This window comes from Pseudomonas sp. UFMG81, from assembly GCF_015354575.1.
Lineage (GTDB): Bacteria > Pseudomonadota > Gammaproteobacteria > Pseudomonadales > Pseudomonadaceae > Aquipseudomonas.
Genome location: NZ_JACAFQ010000034.1, coordinates 60,144 through 77,943, shown reverse-complemented (window position 1 = coordinate 77,943; position 17,800 = coordinate 60,144). Strand labels below are relative to the sequence as shown.

Here is a 17,800-nt window from a genome sequence, read left to right as displayed (position 1 = left end):
AAGTTTTGTGGGAGCGGGCTTGCCTCCGCGATGGAGTGCGAAGCGCTCCTGTACCCGACATCAAATAGTGCTTTGCTGCGGCGTTGCGGCAGATCGCGGGGCAAATCGCATCGGCGCACCGCCGCTCCCACAACGATGGATGACCATACTTTTCGTACAAACCCTAAGCACGCCAGACGTCTCATCTACCCATCAACCACCGTCATGTGACTTAACCCCACCCGTTATTCATTCAGATGCAAACGACGGTCGCTCCGCAAACCATGCCACCGCCAGCTCCTTGAACGCCTCGGCCGAAGGCGTCAGCGGGTAGCGCTGATCATGCGCCAGTACGATGCTATGGGTTGGCAACTTCTCCTGAGTCGGCCGACACACCAGCGCTTGCCCATCATAACTACGGTCACCAAAGGGCCGGGTATAGATCAGCGCCACGCCAAAGCCATTGGCGACCAGGCTGCGCTGCAACTCGAAGGTGCGCACGCGGTGCACAACGGCGGGTGACAGGCCGTAGAAGCTGAACAGGTCCAACACATGCTGCCAACTGTGGACCTGATCGGTGACGACCAGGGTGTATTCGGCCAGCGCTTTGAGGCTGACGCGCGGCGACTTGGCCAACGGGTGATCGGCCGACAGCAGCACCTGGGCGGTCAGTTGACACAGTTGGGTGCAATGGGTGTTCGGCGGTAAACCCAGGTCATAGGTGATGGCCAGTTCTATCGCGCCCTCACTGAGCCGCTTGCCCACATAATCGAAGCTGCCATCGCGCATATCGACCGTGACCCTTGGGCAGGACTCCTGCATCCGTCGCACGATCTGGGGCAGGCAGTAGGGCGCCAGGTCTTCAAAACAGCCCACCACCAGCTCCCCGACACACTCGCCTGCATTGGCATTGATTTCGGCAAAGGTCTGGGCCTCTGCCAGCACGCGCCGCGCCTGGACCATGACGGTACGACCGAAGGGGGTCAGCGATATCCCGAGGCCACGCTGGCGTATGAAGATGGCTTGCCCCAGCACCTCCTCCAGTTCGGTGATGGCCGCCGAGATGGAAGGTTGTGAAACATGAAGCTCCATGGCGGCCGTGGTCAGGTTTCCGTGCTTGGCCGCTGCGAGCGCGTAGCGAAGCTGACGCAGTGTGAACTTCATAGCTTTTTCCGTGGTGATGCATCAGGACTTATTATTTTATCCTTTTTTATTGTTGTGAAATATTTCTCCTGCGCAGTGATCATCTTGTTTGGGAGCGTCACAATGACAATTACAAAAGCTCTGCTGACCACGACACTTTCCTTAGGGCTGCTGGCCTCCGCAGGCGCCAGCCAGGCGGCCGGTTGGTGCGAGTCTGGCAAGCCGGTGAAATTCGCCGGTTTGAACTGGGAAAGCGGGATGCTGCTCACGGACCTGATGCAGTTCGTGCTGAAAAATGGCTATGGTTGTGACACCGATAGCCTGCCAGGTAACTCCATCTCCATGGAAAACGCCCTGAGCAGCAACGACATCCAGGTGTTCGCCGAAGAGTGGGTAGGGCGCAGCGAGGTGTGGAACAAGGCCGAGGCCGCCGGCAAGGTGGTCGGCGTCGGCTCGCCGGTGGTTGGCGCGGTCGAAGGCTGGTATGTGCCGCGTTATGTGATCGAAGGCGATGCCAAGCGCAAACTCGAAGCCAAGGCCCCGAACCTCAAGAGCATTGCCGACCTGGGGCAATACGCCCAGGTCTTCAAGGATCCGGAAGAACCGGACAAGGGGCGCTTCTACAACTGCCCGGCCGGCTGGACCTGCGAGCTGGACAACAGCCAGATGCTCAAAAGCTACGGCCTGGAGAACAGCTACACCAACTTCCGCCCGGGCACCGGCCCGGCACTGGATGCCGCCGTGCTGTCGAGCTACAAGCGTGGCGAGCCGATCCTCTTCTACTACTGGTCGCCAACCCCGCTGATGGGCCAGGCCGACCTGGTCAAGCTGGACGAAAAGCCCGGCGTGGACAAATCCGTGACCATCAAGGTGGGCGTGTCGAAGACCTTCCACGAGCAGGCGCCGGAACTGGTGGCGGTGCTGGAAAAGGTCAACCTGCCGATCGATCTGCTGAACCAGAACCTGGGGCGCATGAGCAAGGAACGTATCGAGTCGCCGGAGCTGGCCAAGTTGTTCCTCAAGGAGCACCCCGAAGTCTGGCACAGCTGGGTCAGCGAAGACGCAGCCAAAAAGGTAGACGCGGCACTCTGAAGGGTGTGGGCGGGTCCGGCACCTGCCGGGCATGCCACACAGTAGTCCGCTTCACGCACTTGCTCGAGAGAAATCCATGTTCCCCAAAAACTTCACGTTTTCCATTGCCGACTGGGTCAATGGCTGGGTCGATGCGCTCGTCACCAACTACGGTGACGTGTTCCGGCACATTTCCGACACCCTGCTGTGGGCCATCGTCAACCTCGAAGGTTTGCTGCGCGCCACACCCTGGTGGCTGATGCTGGCCATCGTCGGCGCTATTGCCTGGCACGCCACCCGCAGAATCGTACCTACTGTGGTGATCGTCGGTTTGTTGTTCCTGGTCGGTGCGGTAGGGCTCTGGGACAAGCTGATGCAGACCCTGGCGCTGATGCTGGTGGCCACGCTGATCTCGGTCCTGGTCGGCATTCCGCTGGGTATCCTGTCGGCGCGCAACGATCGCCTGCGGGCGGTGTTGATGCCGCTGCTCGACATCATGCAGACCATGCCCAGCTTCGTATACCTGATCCCGGTACTGATGCTGTTCGGCCTGGGCAAGGTGCCGGCGATCTTTGCCACCGTCATCTATGCCGCGCCGCCGCTGATTCGCCTGACCGACCTGGGTATTCGCCAGGTGGATGGCGAGGTCATGGAGGCGATCAACGCGTTCGGTGCCAATCGCCTGCAACAACTGTTCGGCGTGCAGCTGCCACTGGCGTTGCCGAGCATCATGGCCGGTATCAACCAGACCACCATGATGGCCCTGTCGATGGTGGTCATCGCCTCGATGATTGGTGCCCGTGGCTTGGGTGAAGACGTCCTGGTGGGTATCCAGACCTTGAACGTGGGCCGCGGCCTCGAAGCGGGCCTGGCCATTGTGATTCTGGCGGTCGTGATCGACCGCATTACCCAGGCCTACGGCCGGCCACGGCATGGGGTGGGCAAATGAGCGCCAAGCAGACGATGAACAAGATCGAAGTCAAAAACGTCTTCAAGATATTCGGTGCGCGTGCCGAAGACGCCCTGAAACTGATCCGCCAGAACAAGAGCAAAGAGCAGGTGCTGGCCGAAACCGGCTGCGTGGTGGGGGTCAACGATCTTTCGTTGTCCATCGGCAGCGGTGAGATCTTCGTGATCATGGGGCTGTCGGGCTCGGGCAAGTCGACCCTGGTGCGTCACTTCAACCGCCTGATCGACCCCACCAGCGGCCAGATCCTGGTCGATGGCGAAGACATTCTGCAATACGACCTGCAAGCCCTGCGCGAATTCCGCCGGCGCAAGATCAGCATGGTGTTCCAGAGCTTTGGCTTGCTGCCACACCGCACCGTACTGGACAACGTCGCCTACGGCCTGAAAGTGCGTGGCGAGAGCAAAGCCCTGTGCACGGAGCGTGCCCTGCACTGGATCAGCACCGTGGGCCTCAAGGGTTACGAAAAATCCTACCCGCACCAGCTGTCGGGCGGCATGCGCCAGCGCGTGGGCCTGGCGCGGGCGTTGGCTGCCGACACCGACATCATCCTGATGGACGAAGCCTTCAGTGCGCTCGACCCGCTGATTCGCGCCGAAATGCAGGACCAGTTGCTGGAACTGCAGAAGACCCTGCACAAGACCATCGTGTTCATCACCCACGACTTGGACGAAGCGGTGCGCATCGGCAACCGCATTGCCATTCTCAAGGACGGCCGGCTGATCCAGGTCGGCACGCCGAAAGAAATCCTCTACCAGCCTGCGGACGAATACGTCGATCGTTTCGTGCAGCGTCGCGTAGCTTCGCTTTAAGGAACCGCGTGTATGTCGTTTGCCGAAAAAATCATCATCGCCGACGCGCCCGTTCGCTGGCAGGACGTGGTGGCTGTAGCCCGGCATGGGGCGAAGCTCGAGCTGGCCCCATCGGCCTGGGCGCGGATCGAGAACGCCCAGGCGATCGTCCAGCGCATCGTTTCCAGCGGTGACCGCGCCTATGGCGTCAATACCGGGCTTGGCGCCTTGTGCAATGTCTCGTTGCAGGACGAACAACTCAGCCAGCTGTCGCACAACACCTTGCTCAGCCATGCCTGCGGCGTGGGTACCGCGCTGTCGGACGAACAGACCCGGGCGATCATGTGCGCGGCGATCATCAACTTCTGCCAGGGCCGTTCCGGCCTTCAGCGCAAGGTGGTCGAGGCGTTGCTGACCTTGCTCAACCAGCACATCACCCCGCAGGTGCCGAAACAGGGGTCGGTGGGCTACCTGACCCACATGGCCCATATCAGCATCAGCTTGCTGGGCGTCGGCCAGGTCAGCTATCGCGGCCAGATCGTGCCGGCGCAGCAAGCCTTGGCCGAGGTTGGCCTGGCGCCGATCAAACTGGGGGCCAAGGATGGTCTGTGCCTGGTCAACGGTACCCCTTGCATGACCGGCCTTAGCTGCCTGTCCCTGGACGACGCCACGCGTCTGAGCCAATGGGCGGACGTGATCGGCGCCATGAGCTTCGAGGCCCTGCGCGGCCAACTCGATGCCTTCGACCCAGAGATTATCGCGCTCAAACCTCACCCTGGCATGCAGCGCGTGGGCAGTAACTTGCGGCGCCTGCTTGAGGGCAGCGAAATCATTGCCAGCAGCCACGGCATTCGCACCCAGGACGCCTTGAGCATCCGCTCGATCCCACAGGTGCATGGCGCCGCACGCGATCAGTTGGAACACGCCGCGCGGCAGATCGAAACCGAGCTCAACTCCACCACCGACAACCCGATGCTGCTGGGTACGCCCGAGTCGTATCGGGTGGTTTCCCAGGCCAATCCGCACGGGCAGTCCGTGGCCATGGCGGCCGACCTGCTGGCCATCGCGGTGGCCGAGATAGGGGCGATTGCCGAGCGTCGTCTCGATCGTCTGATCAACCCCTTGGTCAGTGGTTTGCCGGCCTTCCTGGTCAGTCAACCGGGTGTGAACTCGGGGATGATGATTGTCCAGTACGTGGCCGCTTCACTGTGCGCCGAAAACCGTCAGCTGGCACAGCCGGCCGTCATCGACAACTACGTCACCTCCGGTTTGCAGGAGGATCACCTGAGCATGGGCACCAATGCCGGGTTGAAGCTGCACCGCGCGCTGGAGAACTGCACGCAGATCCTCGCCATCGAATACCTGTTGGCGGCCCAGGCCTTCGAGTTCCTCAAGGCGCAGCGCTTTGGCGCAGGCACCCACGTTGCCTGGCGGTTGCTGCGCGAACGGGTCCCGGCCTATGCCCAGGACCGTTGGCTGGCCCCGGATATTGCCAGCAGTGCAGCGATTCTCAAGGATCCCGGCGTGCTAGGCGCGGCCTTCCCCGAGCTGCTGTGACCGATGCAGGCAGCTGGCGAACTCATGGTTTGGCATCGATGTCTGATGCTTGGCTCGGGTTCGCGGCGTTGTGCAGGCTGAGCCATGGGTGCATCCTTCCAAAATGCATCCTCCTCATGGGGCGTTAGAGATGCACCATGATGCGCTGGGGCTGAACACTTAGTGCATTAGGTGTTCCACTGTGAAAGAGACGTGAATGAATGGCGTACCCGCCCTCGGTGAATCAGCGCAAAGTCCTATGCCTATGCTCACGGAAATAAGGCGGTGACGGAACTTTTCGCTATCTGGGGTAATGGTGTGGAGGAGCGCATGGTAGAGAAAGAGTACGCGCGCTTAGAAACGTGGTAACCGAATCAAGCTAACTCACGTAGATATGAAGTGCATCACTCGAGGGGCAGGTAGCTGAAATGCTTCCAAAACTGAGTGATGCAGCGTGGAGGGATCCATATTGAGTGATTTCTTGATTTCTGCACCAGCGATGTAACTGTCTGGGCAACACACCTTCTCTCCAAGAAGGAATCAGTAAGCCCTGTAGGCTAGCAATAAGTTTTATGAAAAAAATCTCTTAGCAAAGGCGGGAAATTCGCTCCCGGCTCGGCTAACCTCCTCAAGGAGCAGGTGCCCTTGGTTCACTGGCGCTAGCGTTGCTAACACGTTCTAGTGTCCTGTCTCGGAAATACGTTCTCTTTTGGCGAGTGGCTTGGGTGTTCGGCCAAGGCGCCACAAAAAGTAAACAGCTTATTTCCGAGACAGGACACTAGTACAATCAGGTCGCCAGCTAAGGCCACCTCAATTGGCTAACCGCTCAACCTCGGTACCTGAGCCTTCCAATTCGTGGTCATTCTTTTCTCAACATTCGACCACCCTCTGGTGGGTTATACGCAATACAGGTCGGCGCCGTTACTTCCAGCAGCGAGAACAAAGAGTCAAGGAGAAGCGTCGATATGAATTTGACCACATTCCTGACTATGGCTATAGCCACCTATGCGTTGCTGCAGTTCCTGATTATTCCGGAAAGCGAACGTCTATGGGTCGCCGAATCAACCCCTGCAAAACTTGGAAGGGCTGGCGTGGTTGCAGTTCTGCAAACGCTGCGGACGACCCTGCAGATCGCCATTCTAACATTTGGCGCCCTATATCTGATGGTCAGCGCCCTCACACTGGTTCACTTCGCTACGCCGTCAGCAGCGCAGTATCTGCAGCTCATAGAGTTCGCACAAACCTGGAACGACGTGCTCTTAGCGTTGGGCAAGCACCTTGGCACCGCTACTTTCTGGCTGACCGTGGTCGGTTTGGCTTGCCTGTCGTACTGGAGCAATTGCAGAACGGCGAGACATGACGTTCAGCGACGAATAGACAATGAACGTAGGCGGCTGGAGGCTGAGCGGGATGCTGGCCAGTGGGAGAAACTGTGCCCCGATAGCACCATGATCGCGATAGAGGGAGCACTCTATTCGGCGCAACAGCGCTTTGACCAACAACTAGCCAAGTTAGCATTTGGCAGCCAGGACCCACGCGCATTGCAAACCGTTCGACTGGGCCTCAAGGAATCGGAATCTGAACTTCGTAAGCTTAAGGAACAATACGTACAGCAGGACTTCCTGAGGCGCATGAACCTGAGCACGGAACTTGAACCGCAAACGGGTGTTGGCCGCTTCTGGCCGTCGGTGTCCCGGATCATTTCAAGCAAGGGCTTCACCGGCGATTTAGGGCGCTCCTCTAAATTAATTTCCAGGACTGCCGCAGCTCTCATGTTACTGGGGCTCGTAGGTGTCAGTGCACCTGTCATCGTCCAAGACCTTAACGAAACGATCGCCACGTTGAAGGACCTGACCATCGAAGCCAATCACCGAGCCGCTATCGCATCTTGGGAGGCCCTCGGAAAAAGAGACTCGGCCAGCCCTAGCGAATCCTCAACCACCGAGATGCGTCAGTTGGCGAGGCTATTCGTCAATACGTATCTATCATCGCTAACTCCGCAACAAGCTCAAGTTTCAGCAAAGCACGCCTTTGACCTGCGCTCTGGGTATGTACGTGAAAGCCTCCTAACACAAGCAGCACAGACGTCGAATGATCGATTGCACATAAAAGGCGGCTGGGGCAGTGACACTAGCCAGGCGAAGCGTCGGGTTATCGCCATTCTGGAACAGCACCAAACGCAGATCACGCAGCCCATCAGTGCGATTGAAGACTGGGCGGCGGAACGCCTGCAAGCCGCTGTTGAACAGAAGCCACGAGCAGTCTGGGAACGTATCACTGCGGGCATCAAAACTCACGTTCAGCAATACGGCGAGCCGGCACAGACCAGAGACTTAGCCACTGCGTTGCTGGGCGAGCTGCTCGGGCCAATAATAGATTCGACGATCCCCAAATCCGACGACGCTAGTCTCAGCCAGGCGTCCAAGGCGCTGAAGAAAGGCATCCAGAAGGCAGCGGAGCAATCGATAGAAACCGCGTATCTCCGGATGCTCAACCGGCTGTCTACAGGCCAAAGCATTTCCGACGCCCTAAGCGCAGTCGCGAACCCGGACACATCCGATGCAACGATGACCAGGCCCATGTTGAGTGCTGTGCATTCAGCATTGCTGGCAGAGAGTCAGCGCATCAATACCCTGCAGCCTTCATCCGGCGTCAGCCTTTTCCAGGCCAACCCGGATCCTGTTGACATGAAAGTCGTCTCAGATTGGTACAAGGCTCGTGACGGACTACAACAGCCGTCAACCGGCAAGAAGCCCCCCTACAGTGACTCCTTCGCAGCGGCGATAACCTCCTATGAGGATCTGTTTCCCAGCTCAGTGAACACGCTCCGCTCAACGCAAAGAGTACGGATGCTTGATCCTTGGGTCACGTTGAACCGCGAGGATGTAGAGAAAATAGCCTCTCGGTCATACAGCTTTGAAAAGCTCGATAAGTTCCACGCAGTTGGCGGAATCGTTATCGGTCGACCGGTTACCCCATCCAATGACCATGTCGTTAATGTGGTCGACCTGCGATGGCGAGCATCCGGAAACGGACGCGTCGATCTCTCGGCGCAGACCGTAAATGGGACCTGGCATGACCTGGGTGATTTCTCGGTGGCAGCGGTGCAAGCAGCACTGCGTTACTCCGCAGATGGACGCGCACTGGCAGTGACTATCATCAATACCGAGGTCGGTTCGCAGAAGGTCCTTCTCCACCCAGCGCTGGTGGATACCCCGATGGGCTGCAACTTGGTCGAACTGGACCAGTTCGTATTTAGTTACATCGACCCAACGGTACGAAATTCGATCAGTGCTGCCTTGGAAAAGGACGCTAATTTAGATCTACTTTACCGTTTCAGCAGCTGGGCAGCCCTTGCGACCCTGACCGATGACGAGGGCCGGCAAGCACTTGAGGAAAGCATCAAAGAGGCCATCCAAAAACTCGGTCCGGCGCTCATGAAGGGCTTGCGAGTATTGAAGTCGTCGGACACCTGGACGGATTCGGTCTTGGGCGATAACCACTACGATAAGAGTTTGCTCACCTTGATGCGCGCTTGCAGCCAGGTGGGTGAGCCCGACACCTACGTGCAGTGCATCAGATTAGGCGCAGACGATGCGCCACACACTCAGCAACAGTTTGAAGTGTGGAGTCATCAAGTATCAGAAATGCATGCAGTTTCAGCAGTTCGCGAAACGGAGTTCAAAGCTGAGGCAGCAATCAGCCCTCTGGATACCGCCCATAAAGCACCGGTTCAACCGCTCGAATTTTTCGTCCAAAACGTCTTCGCCACGCCCTTGGGGCAGCAGCCTTACGCATATAGAATCACACGGTTTGACAAGCCCATCGAGGCGGCATTATCCCAGCTAATCAGCGACGACAAAAACGCCTCCACCGTCGTCAGCGAGGTCCAGTCTTTCACGATCCTGCAACGCTTCTTTCGTATGGGTCTGGATGGAGCGCTGGGCTACAGCTTCCCCGTCGCAAAACTGGCTCAATTGTCCGATGAGCTACCTTCCTCCACCGAGCAATCGCATACCCCCCGTTGGCTGGTACACCGTGCTCCCCCGGAGGATGCCAAAGAGCTGGCAGCTGCCATTCACCTACCTTCGGCGACGGCCGCCAACACAGCACCTGGGACCTGCAAATAAACCTTTCTTGTGGCGATGCACGAGGCGTATCCGTCCGGCCAACACCCCTTCCTGATCCCAACGCCAAAGGCGATGGGGTCAAGCCTCCCCGGGTGAGGCTCATCACGCTAGGGACATATCCATTGAAGGGCTTGTGGTTGCCTACGCACCGCAATGGAACCCAGGAAAAGTGCTATCTGCAGTGTTCCCAGGAACAGCTCAGAGGCTATCCGGATCTCCAAAGAACATCTGTATCCGCGACCGTAACCACCGCTCCGCCGGATCATTGTCCTGCGCCCCACGCCAAGCCATGTGCAACTCGAAGCTGCGCACCTCAAGCGGCAACTCCTCAGCCCGCAAACCACCTGCCGCCGTCAATGCATCGGCTGTGTAATCCGGCACCGTGGCGACAATATCGGTCCCCGCCAGCAAACTCCCCAGCCCATTGAACTGCGGCACCGCCAGCACCACATGGCGCTTGCGGCCGATCTCGTCCAGCGCTTCGTCGATGAACCCGGACAAGTCGCCAGCAAACGACACCAGCGCATGGGGCCGGGCGCAGAAGTCGTCCAGGGTGATGCTGCCGGGCATGCTGTCGGCGCGCAGCAGCCTGGGCATGCTGCGGCGCAGCACCTTGCGCTTGGCGTTGGCCGGCAGTTCGTTGGTGTAGCTCACGCCCACCGAGATTTCGCCTGAGGCCAGCAGCGTCGGCATCAGCAGGTAGTTGACCCGGCGCACCACCAGGACGATGCCCGGCGCCTCGGCGCGGATGCGCTTGAGCAGCTGCGGCAGCAGGGCGAACTCGGCATCGTCGGACAGGCCGATGCGAAACACCGCGGTGCTGGTGGCCGGGTCAAACTCGGCGGCGCGGCTGACCGCGGTGGAGATCGAGTCCAGCGCCGGGGAGAGCAGGGCGAAGATCTCGTGGGCGCGGGCGGAGGGCTCCATGCTGCGGCCGGTGCGCACGAACAGCGGGTCGTCGAACAGGTTGCGCAGGCGCGACAGTGCCGCGCTGATCGCCGGCTGGCCGAGGAACAGCTTTTCCGCGGCGCGGGTCACGCTGCGTTCGTGCATGAGGGTTTCGAACACGATCAGCAGGTTGAGGTCTACGCGACGCAAGTCGTTACGATTCATTCGATGCGGCTCGCCTGAAAGGGGGCAGGGGTGAATCTTACGGCCAAAGGCTGTTACCCTGCATCGTTTTGTGGGGGCCAATGCACAGATTTGCCAGGGGCCCAATCAATGACAGGCATGTCAACTATTAACGGCCACTGATGGTCCAAAGTGCAAAGCCCGGATAAAGTCCGTGGTAATACGAGATTCACACAGGCGAGGTATGCGATGTCCCGCATGATCCGATTCCACAAGTTCGGCCAGGCCGATGTGCTCCGTTGCGAGGAGCAGGCCGAACCGTCCCCGGCCACCGGCGAGGTACAGGTCCGCGTCGAGGCCATCGGCATCAGCTGGTACGACGTGCTCTGGCGGCAAAACCTGGCCCCGTCCCAGGCGCGCCTGCCAGCGGGCATCGGCCATGAGATGGCCGGTGTGGTCACGGCGGTCGGCGAAGGGGTGGACGATATTGCGGTGGGCGACCGGGTCGCCAGCTTCCCGGCCACCAGCCCCAATGATCATCCTGTCTATGGCGATGTGATCGTGCTGCCGCGCAGCGCCATCACCCGTTACCCCGACGTGCTCACCCCGATCGAGGCCAGCGTGCACTACACGCCGCTGCTGATCGCCTATTTCGCCTATGTCGACCTGGCGCGGGCCAAGGCCGGGCAGACCGCCCTGGTCACCGACGCCAGTCATTGCGCCGGCCCTGCCTTCGTGCAGTTGGGCAAGGCCCTGGGGTTGAAGGTGTTCGCCGTTACCAAGGAACCCGAGCAGCGCGAGTACCTTAAAGGCTTGGGTGCCGACAAGGTGATCGTCACCGAAGAGCAGGACCTGCTGCTGCAGGTTGGCAAGTACACCGATGGACGTGGCGTGGACATGGTCCTCGATGGCATGGGCGGGCCGCAGATGTCGCTGCTCGGCGACGTGTTGGCACCGCGCGGCAGCCTGGTGCTGTACGGCCTGCAGGGTGGCAACCAGACGCCGTTCCCGGCCTGCGCTGCGTTCCAGAAGAACATCCAGTTCCACGTGCACTGCATCGGTAACTTCACCGGCAAGCCCGAGCTGGGCATCACCCAGGACCAGGTCGCCTTGCAGCGCGCGCTGCGCGACATCAACCAGTTCACGGCCGATCAGTTGCTGACACCGCAAATCATCAAGGTGTACCCGTTCGAGCAGGTGGTCGAGGCGCATCGCCATATGGACGAGTGTCCGTGCGGTGGCCGCGTGGTGCTGGACTTGGCGCAGGGCTGATGGCCAACCCAGCAGAAAAGCCCGAGCAATGCCTCGGGCTTTTTTGTACCCGCAGGCCGAGCCCTGTGATCGTCTTCCTGAGGTCGCGAAGTCAGGTGGGGCGTTTGCACGGATGGCACTGTTGCCGTTGATGTTCTTGTTGAACATCGATGTGCATTAGCCGGCATTCAGAGTTTCAGATGTTTCCTACAATTATTTGGTAAATGTCTTTCATGTTCCTGCTTGCTTTCAAAACCTTTGATTGAACGTTAAATAAGTAGGTCGTCAGTCCGCTCATTCATTACCGTGATGGTGTGTATCGCCAAAGGTGTACGTCACCCTGCAAACAGTGTCGCAAGGCAAGCGCAACCTGGGTTTCTGCAAGGTTTGCCGTAGCAAGGGAATGTTACAGCTCCATTGTCTGTCAGGTTTTTCGGAAGTTTCCTTCAAGTTCGGTCCTATATTCATCTGCCAAACTCGGGCCTTCGATCGGGTCCGATCAGGAAAGGTGGAGTGACTCTATGAACAATACACACGACCAAGCCATGGGCTATGTGTATCAGCAAGTATTGCAGCGCCTCTTGGAACATATGGGGCAGGCGCAGCGCGCCTCGGTACAACTCTTGATGCAACGGCTGCTGGTGGTCGCCGGTGGCCCCACGCGGATTGGCAGCCTGCGCCTGCTGGTGGTGCACGGTGGCGACCGGCGCAGCGCCCATTTGCTGGCATGCCTGCGCGCGACGCAATTGAGCCTCGCACAGCGCCACCAGGACACCTTCTGCCTGCGTGTGCTAGTAGCCAGGTCGCCTGCGCTTGACCGTGCGACGCTGGCCAGCCACGAGCGCTGTTTCAGCGCCTTGTTCCTGCACGATGACCCCAGGGTGGAGTTGCTGCGTGGCGATGGCGGCAGGCTGGAGCCCTTCGCCGTCGGCCAGGTCGTAACCCAAAGCCCGTTGGACGAGGCAGGCAAGGCCTGGCTGCTGTTCGGGCATCTGTGCGGCGGGCAGCCCGAACGTTTGCTGGGCGCGCGGGCGTACCTGGAGCTTGCGGCGGGGCTGGTCGAGGCATTGGTGATGGAAAGCGAAGTCGATGTCCTGGTCACGGTGGCGCCGGCCCGGCAGCGCCGCCGTCTGCTGGCGTGGGCGCGACGTTGCCTGCGCCTGAACGGCGACGCCACGCCCACGGTTCTGCCGCTGAGCGCTGACACCCTGGCGATCGGCCTGGCACAACTGCGTCAATGGCTGGTTGGCGCTCACCTGGCGCCGCTCGGCGAACCTGCGCAGCGGGCGGTGACACCGTTGCGGGTGATCGCTGTCGAGGACCTTGTGCATCTGCAAGAGGGTGGGGCGCTCGATGACATGCTGGGGCGCGAGGCGGCGCTGCCGTGCGAAACCCAGGGCCCGGCGGGGCTGTTCGATCCGTTGCCGATGGCGCACCTGCATGAGCTCAGGGCGCGGCGTGCCGACCTGCATGGCTATCGCGACAGTGCGGGCAGCCTCGAGCACAGTCTGTGCGAGCACGCCCGGGTGCAGGCCAGTATCGCCGATGCCTATGGGGTGAACGAGGACCATTTGCTGTGCCTGTTGCATACCCCTTTCGAGGCACAGGGGCGCGGCCTCGAGCGCTACCTGCAACGTTGCCACCCGCGCATGCGGGTGGCGCTGCCGTACCTTCACCGGGCCTTGCAGGGGCGCCCATGCCCGATGGCGGTGAGCCGCTGGCTGGTAAACATGAGTGGGCTGGAGATGGCGCAGCTCAGGGCGCTCTATGCCGGTACGCTGCCACCGCAGGCGGCACTGCTGGTTCACTGGCTGGCGCGGCGCGACCAGTGGCTGCGGCTGCTGCCGCACATAGCGCCGGCGACGGCGGTCGAGAAGCGTAGCGGCCAGTGTTGAACGAGGCGTTCGTGGCGGGCTGACGCGGTGGCCTGGCGGTACTGGTTTGAAGCCTTGCCGCCAATACTCTTTTATACCGCGTAAGTGCTACTAAATATATGTAACCAAAAATATGTAACTTAAGTTAAGACATACAATGTTACTTGGCGTAAATTTTGTAAATGCACTTTGTTCAATAACTGTTCGCAAATAGGATTGCGCATCATTTCCTGGTGATGGCAATCAAATGGCAAGCACTTCAACAACAAACCGCTACGCGCAATCTCCACATCTCTACACGGCTTTGGGGCTGGCCCTGGCGTCCTGCTCGACAACGAGCCTGGCGAAAACCTCCGACGCCAACGGCAACCCGTCGGGCTCGATCCTCGAACTGGATGCAACCGATGTAAAAGGTGTTCATCACGCCGACACCTTCAAAGTGGATGAAATGTCGTCGCCGAAGTTCACCGCGCCCCTGCGCGAAGTGCCCAAGTCGATCACCATCATCAACGAAGCCTTGATCAAGGAACGCGGCGCCACCTCGCTGACCGACGTGCTGCGCACCACCCCCGGCATTACCCTGGGCGCGGGCGAAGGCGGCACGCCACTGGGCGACCGGCCATTCATTCGAGGCTTCGAAGCCAGCACTGATATCCAGATCGACGGCCTGCGTGACCTGGGGCGCATGTCCCACGAAGCGTTCAACGTCGAATCGGTCGAAATCGTCAAAGGGCCGGGCTCGGCGTACAGCGGCAGGGGTTCCACCGGTGGCTCGATCAACCTGGTGAGCAAGGCCGCCAAGGCCGAAGACTTCATCGCCGGCAGCGTCACGATGGGCACCGACCAGCTGTGGCGCAACACCCTGGACATCAACCAGTACCTGCCCGAACAGGACCTGGCGTTTCGCCTGAACGCCATGAAACACGAAGCCGACACGCCCGGCCGCGATGATGTCGAGGTCAAGCGCTGGGGTATCGCCCCGACCATCACCTGGGGGCTGCAAGGCCCGACACGGGTGACGGCCAGCTACTACCACCTGGAAACCGACGATATACCCGACCAGGGCCACCCGATTTCGTTGATCACCCAAAAACCGGCGGATGTCGACCGGGACAACTTCTATGGGCTGGTGGACCGTGATTTCCGCAAGACCTCCGCAGACCTCGCCACCTTGCAGATCGAGCATGAATTCACGCCTGAGCTGACCCTGCGCAACACCCTGCGCGGTGGGCGCAGCATGCAGAACTATGTGATGAGCCGCCCGGTGTTCGCCAATGTCGCCCAAGAGCAGAACGGCCTGGTAGGGCGGGGTTTCCGTCCACGCAATGTGGTCAACACTTCGCTGCTCAACCAGACCGACCTGTTCGGCACCTTCCACACCGGCGGTATCAAGCACAGCTATTCCGCAGGCCTTGAGCTGAGCCGCGAGACCATTACCGACAAAGACAAGCACGCCGGCAACAACGGTCGCCCAGGCAACCTGTACAACCCCAACCCGCACGACGGTGGTTGGACCTTGCTGCCAGGCACCGGCCAAGTCACCAGCAAGTGCCAGACCGAGGTGAAGTCGCTGTACGCCTTCGACACCCTGGCATTGCATGAGCAGTGGGACTTGAACCTGGGGCTGCGCTATGACGACTACGACGTCAAGAACCGCGTCGCCGGCGGCGCCTCGTCGTCGAGCGAATTGTGGAACTACCAGGTAGGCGTGGTGTTCAAGCCAATGCCCAATGGCAGCATCTACCTGTCCTATGGCACCTCGTCCAACCCGTCCGGCGAGAACACCCAGTCTGGCGGCGCCGACGGTGCCGGGGCGGGCAACCTCAATGGCAACAAGGCCAACCTCGACCCGGAAAAGTCGCGCAGCCTGGAGCTGGGGACCAAGTGGGATGTGTTCAACGAACAGCTGTCGCTGACCGCCGCGGTGTTCCGCACCGAGAAGACCAACGCTCGGGTGACCGACCCGATCACCGGGCTGGTGGCCCTGGACGGTGACCAGCGGGTGACCGGGATCGAGCTGGGTGTCACCGGCCGCATCACCGACGCCTGGGCGGTCTGGGGTGGCTACACCTACCTGGATGCCGAAGTGGTGAAGTCGGGCGGCGATGGCAGCAACGACGGCAACCAGTCCAAGTTCATCGCGCCGAACAGCTTCAGCCTGTGGTCATCCTATGCGCTCACCGACCGCTGGACGGTCGGCGGTGGGGCTAACTACATGGACCAGCGCTACATGAACGATGCCAATACCATCAGCGTCGATGACTACTGGCGCTACGACGCGATGGTGGCCTACAAGGTCAACAAGCACCTCGACCTGCAGCTGAACCTGCTCAACCTGACCGACGAGACCATCTACGATGCGTCCCACGTCGGCCTGTTCGCCACGGTCGCACCAGGGCGCTCGGCGGAGCTGACGGCCAACTTCAGGTTCTGACCCGCGTTGCGGCAAGCAGCATCAACGGCGGCTCACGTTCGCAACGGGCCTGGCGGCTGCACCTGGCCACGCCCGATGGCGTAGTAGGTCAGGCCAGCGCCGGCCATGCGCTCGGGCTCGAACAGGTTGCGGCCGTCGAACACTACTCGGTCGGCCAGTTGCTGCGGCACTCGCTCCAGGTTCAACACCCGGTAGTCCTGCCATTCGGTGACGATCACCAGCGCATCGGCGCCTTGCAGTGCGTCTTCCTTGCACGGCATCAGGCGCAGGTCCGGGCGTTCGCCGTAGTGCCGCTGGATTTCCTCCATGGCTTGCGGGTCGTGGGCCTGCACCCTGGCACCGGCGGCCCACAAGGCTTCGAGCAGAACCCGGCTGGAAGCCTCGCGAATATCATTGGTGTTGGGCTTGAACGACAGCCCCCACAGCGCGAAAACCTTGCCGCGCAGGCCGTCGGGGTAGTGCCGGGTGATCTTGCCGAACAGCCGGTGCTTCTGGCGCTGGTTCACCGACTCGACCGCGCGCAGCAGCTGCGGTTCGTAGCCTTCGGCCTCGGCGCATCTGCTCAGGGCCTGCAAGTCCTTGGGGAAGCACGAACCACCAAAGCCGCAGCCGGCATAGATGAAGTCGTAGCCGATGCGCGGGTCCGAGCCAATGCCGCGGCGCACCATCTCGATATCGGCGCCCAGGTGTTCGGCCAGGTTGGCCATTTCGTTGATGAACGAGATCTTGGTCGCCAGCATGCAGTTGGCGGCGTACTTGGTCAGTTCGGCGCTGCGCGCATCCATGGCCATGAATTTTTCCCGGTTGCGGCTGAAGGGCTGGTACAGCTCGCGCAGCAGCGCAAGTTCAGCCGGCCCGGCGCCGCCGATGATGATGCGCTGCGGGCGCATGCAGTCGTCGACCGCCGAGCCTTCCTTGAGGAACTCCGGGTTACTGATCACGCGGTAATGCTCGGCATCGGCCACGGCCTGGCCGATGCGGGCCTTGATACGCTCGACCGTCCCAACCGGTGAGGTGGATTTGTTGACGATGACCTTGGGGCCATCGGCGTGTTCGAGGATGTTGTCGACCACCGCGAATACGTGCCGCAGGTCGGCGCTGCCATCGGCCTGGGGCGGGGTGCCAACGGCAATGAACAGCAACCGGGCGAAATTGCTCGCCTGGGCACAGTCGGTGGTGAAGCTCAGGCGCCCACAGGCCAGGTTGCTTTGCAGCAAGGGCATCAAGCCCGGCTCGAAGAAGGGGCAATGCCCCTGGCTCAAGGCGGCGATGCGTTCGGCGTCGACATCCATGCACAGCACCGTGTGCCCCACCTGGGCCAGGCATGCCGCCTGGACCAGGCCAACATACCCCGTCCCGAAAACCGTGACCTTCATCTGCAAGCTCCATGGCACGAAACCGTACAGGCATCGCCCTTGCCGAGGCTCGGCAGGGGTGCCCGGGCATCTGTTGAACAGGCAGGGGGAACATGTCACAGCAGTGTTTAAGGCGTGTTACCGCATCCGGCACCCTCCGCAAAAAAGCCCCGCGCTCCAATGGAGGCGGGGCTCTTG

Annotated in this window: 11 protein-coding genes; 8 read left to right on the top strand and 3 right to left on the bottom strand. The window is 60.6% G+C overall.

Translation table 11 applies throughout. From position 1 onward, the window contains the following. Positions 1-228 precede the first annotated feature (228 nt). The gene (locus IX761_RS21270; RefSeq protein WP_194791482.1) at positions 229-1,143 is read right to left on the bottom strand and encodes a LysR family transcriptional regulator; all 915 of its coding nucleotides are present in this window, start codon (positions 1,141-1,143) and stop codon (positions 229-231) included. Between the two features lie 102 nt (positions 1,144-1,245). Here IX761_RS21270 and IX761_RS21265 point away from each other — a divergent pair, with 102 nt between their 5' ends. From IX761_RS21265 to IX761_RS21245, 5 genes are all read left to right on the top strand, one after another. Next, a complete protein-coding gene (locus tag IX761_RS21265) occupies positions 1,246-2,214 on the top strand; it encodes an ABC transporter substrate-binding protein (protein WP_194791481.1) in 969 nt (322 codons plus the stop codon). 76 nt (positions 2,215-2,290) lie between these two features. Continuing rightward, positions 2,291-3,142: an ABC transporter permease gene (locus IX761_RS21260; RefSeq protein ID WP_194791480.1), complete on the top strand. Its 852-nt coding sequence runs from the start codon at positions 2,291-2,293 to the stop codon at positions 3,140-3,142. Then, positions 3,139-3,972 carry a quaternary amine ABC transporter ATP-binding protein gene (locus IX761_RS21255; RefSeq protein WP_194791479.1) on the top strand — a complete coding sequence of 278 codons (834 nt, stop codon included), beginning with the start codon at positions 3,139-3,141 and terminating at the stop codon, positions 3,970-3,972. Before IX761_RS21260 ends, IX761_RS21255 begins: the two co-directional genes overlap by 4 nt. A gap of 12 nt (positions 3,973-3,984) precedes the next feature. After that, positions 3,985-5,508 (top strand): histidine ammonia-lyase, encoded by a 1,524-nt coding sequence (hutH, locus tag IX761_RS21250; RefSeq protein ID WP_194791478.1) that lies wholly within the window; start codon positions 3,985-3,987, stop codon positions 5,506-5,508. Positions 5,509-6,452: 944 nt separating this feature from the next. Beyond that, positions 6,453-9,617: a hypothetical protein gene (locus IX761_RS21245; protein ID WP_194791477.1), complete on the top strand. Its 3,165-nt coding sequence runs from the start codon at positions 6,453-6,455 to the stop codon at positions 9,615-9,617. A 198-nt stretch (positions 9,618-9,815) separates the two neighbouring features. On the opposite strand, the gene IX761_RS21240 is transcribed toward IX761_RS21245, so the two are convergent. Further along, on the bottom strand, positions 9,816-10,730 hold the full coding sequence (locus IX761_RS21240) for a LysR family transcriptional regulator (RefSeq protein ID WP_228533810.1): 915 nt from the start codon (positions 10,728-10,730) through the stop codon (positions 9,816-9,818). Positions 10,731-10,937: 207 nt separating this feature from the next. On the opposite strand from IX761_RS21240, the gene IX761_RS21235 reads away from it, so the two are divergent. From IX761_RS21235 to IX761_RS21225, 3 genes are all read left to right on the top strand, one after another. Further along, positions 10,938-11,960: a zinc-dependent alcohol dehydrogenase family protein gene (locus IX761_RS21235; RefSeq protein ID WP_194791476.1), complete on the top strand. Its 1,023-nt coding sequence runs from the start codon at positions 10,938-10,940 to the stop codon at positions 11,958-11,960. A gap of 500 nt (positions 11,961-12,460) precedes the next feature. Beyond that, complete coding sequence (locus IX761_RS21230) at positions 12,461-13,834, top strand: hypothetical protein (RefSeq protein WP_194791475.1); 1,374 nt, start codon at positions 12,461-12,463, stop codon at positions 13,832-13,834. A 226-nt stretch (positions 13,835-14,060) separates the two neighbouring features. After that, complete coding sequence (locus tag IX761_RS21225; RefSeq protein WP_194791474.1) at positions 14,061-16,247, top strand: TonB-dependent receptor; 2,187 nt, start codon at positions 14,061-14,063, stop codon at positions 16,245-16,247. A gap of 32 nt (positions 16,248-16,279) precedes the next feature. Here the strand turns inward: IX761_RS21225 and IX761_RS21220 are convergent, their stop codons facing one another. After that, complete coding sequence (locus IX761_RS21220; RefSeq protein ID WP_194791473.1) at positions 16,280-17,623, bottom strand: UDP-glucose dehydrogenase family protein; 1,344 nt, start codon at positions 17,621-17,623, stop codon at positions 16,280-16,282. Between the last annotated feature and the right edge of the window lie 177 nt (positions 17,624-17,800).

Excerpts from the sequence above, each read along its gene's own strand:
- IX761_RS21270 (WP_194791482.1), bottom strand. The coding sequence starts at position 1,143 with ATGAAGTTCACACTGCGTCAGCTTCGCTACGCGCTCGCAGCGGCCAAG.
- IX761_RS21265 (WP_194791481.1), top strand. The coding sequence starts at position 1,246 with ATGACAATTACAAAAGCTCTGCTGACCACGACACTTTCCTTAGGGCTG.
- IX761_RS21260 (WP_194791480.1), top strand. The coding sequence starts at position 2,291 with ATGTTCCCCAAAAACTTCACGTTTTCCATTGCCGACTGGGTCAATGGC.
- IX761_RS21255 (WP_194791479.1), top strand. The coding sequence starts at position 3,139 with ATGAGCGCCAAGCAGACGATGAACAAGATCGAAGTCAAAAACGTCTTC.
- hutH (WP_194791478.1), top strand. The coding sequence starts at position 3,985 with ATGTCGTTTGCCGAAAAAATCATCATCGCCGACGCGCCCGTTCGCTGG.
- IX761_RS21245 (WP_194791477.1), top strand. The coding sequence starts at position 6,453 with ATGAATTTGACCACATTCCTGACTATGGCTATAGCCACCTATGCGTTG.
- IX761_RS21240 (WP_228533810.1), bottom strand. The coding sequence starts at position 10,730 with ATGAATCGTAACGACTTGCGTCGCGTAGACCTCAACCTGCTGATCGTG.
- IX761_RS21235 (WP_194791476.1), top strand. The coding sequence starts at position 10,938 with ATGTCCCGCATGATCCGATTCCACAAGTTCGGCCAGGCCGATGTGCTC.
- IX761_RS21230 (WP_194791475.1), top strand. The coding sequence starts at position 12,461 with ATGAACAATACACACGACCAAGCCATGGGCTATGTGTATCAGCAAGTA.
- IX761_RS21225 (WP_194791474.1), top strand. The coding sequence starts at position 14,061 with ATGGCAAGCACTTCAACAACAAACCGCTACGCGCAATCTCCACATCTC.
- IX761_RS21220 (WP_194791473.1), bottom strand. The coding sequence starts at position 17,623 with ATGAAGGTCACGGTTTTCGGGACGGGGTATGTTGGCCTGGTCCAGGCG.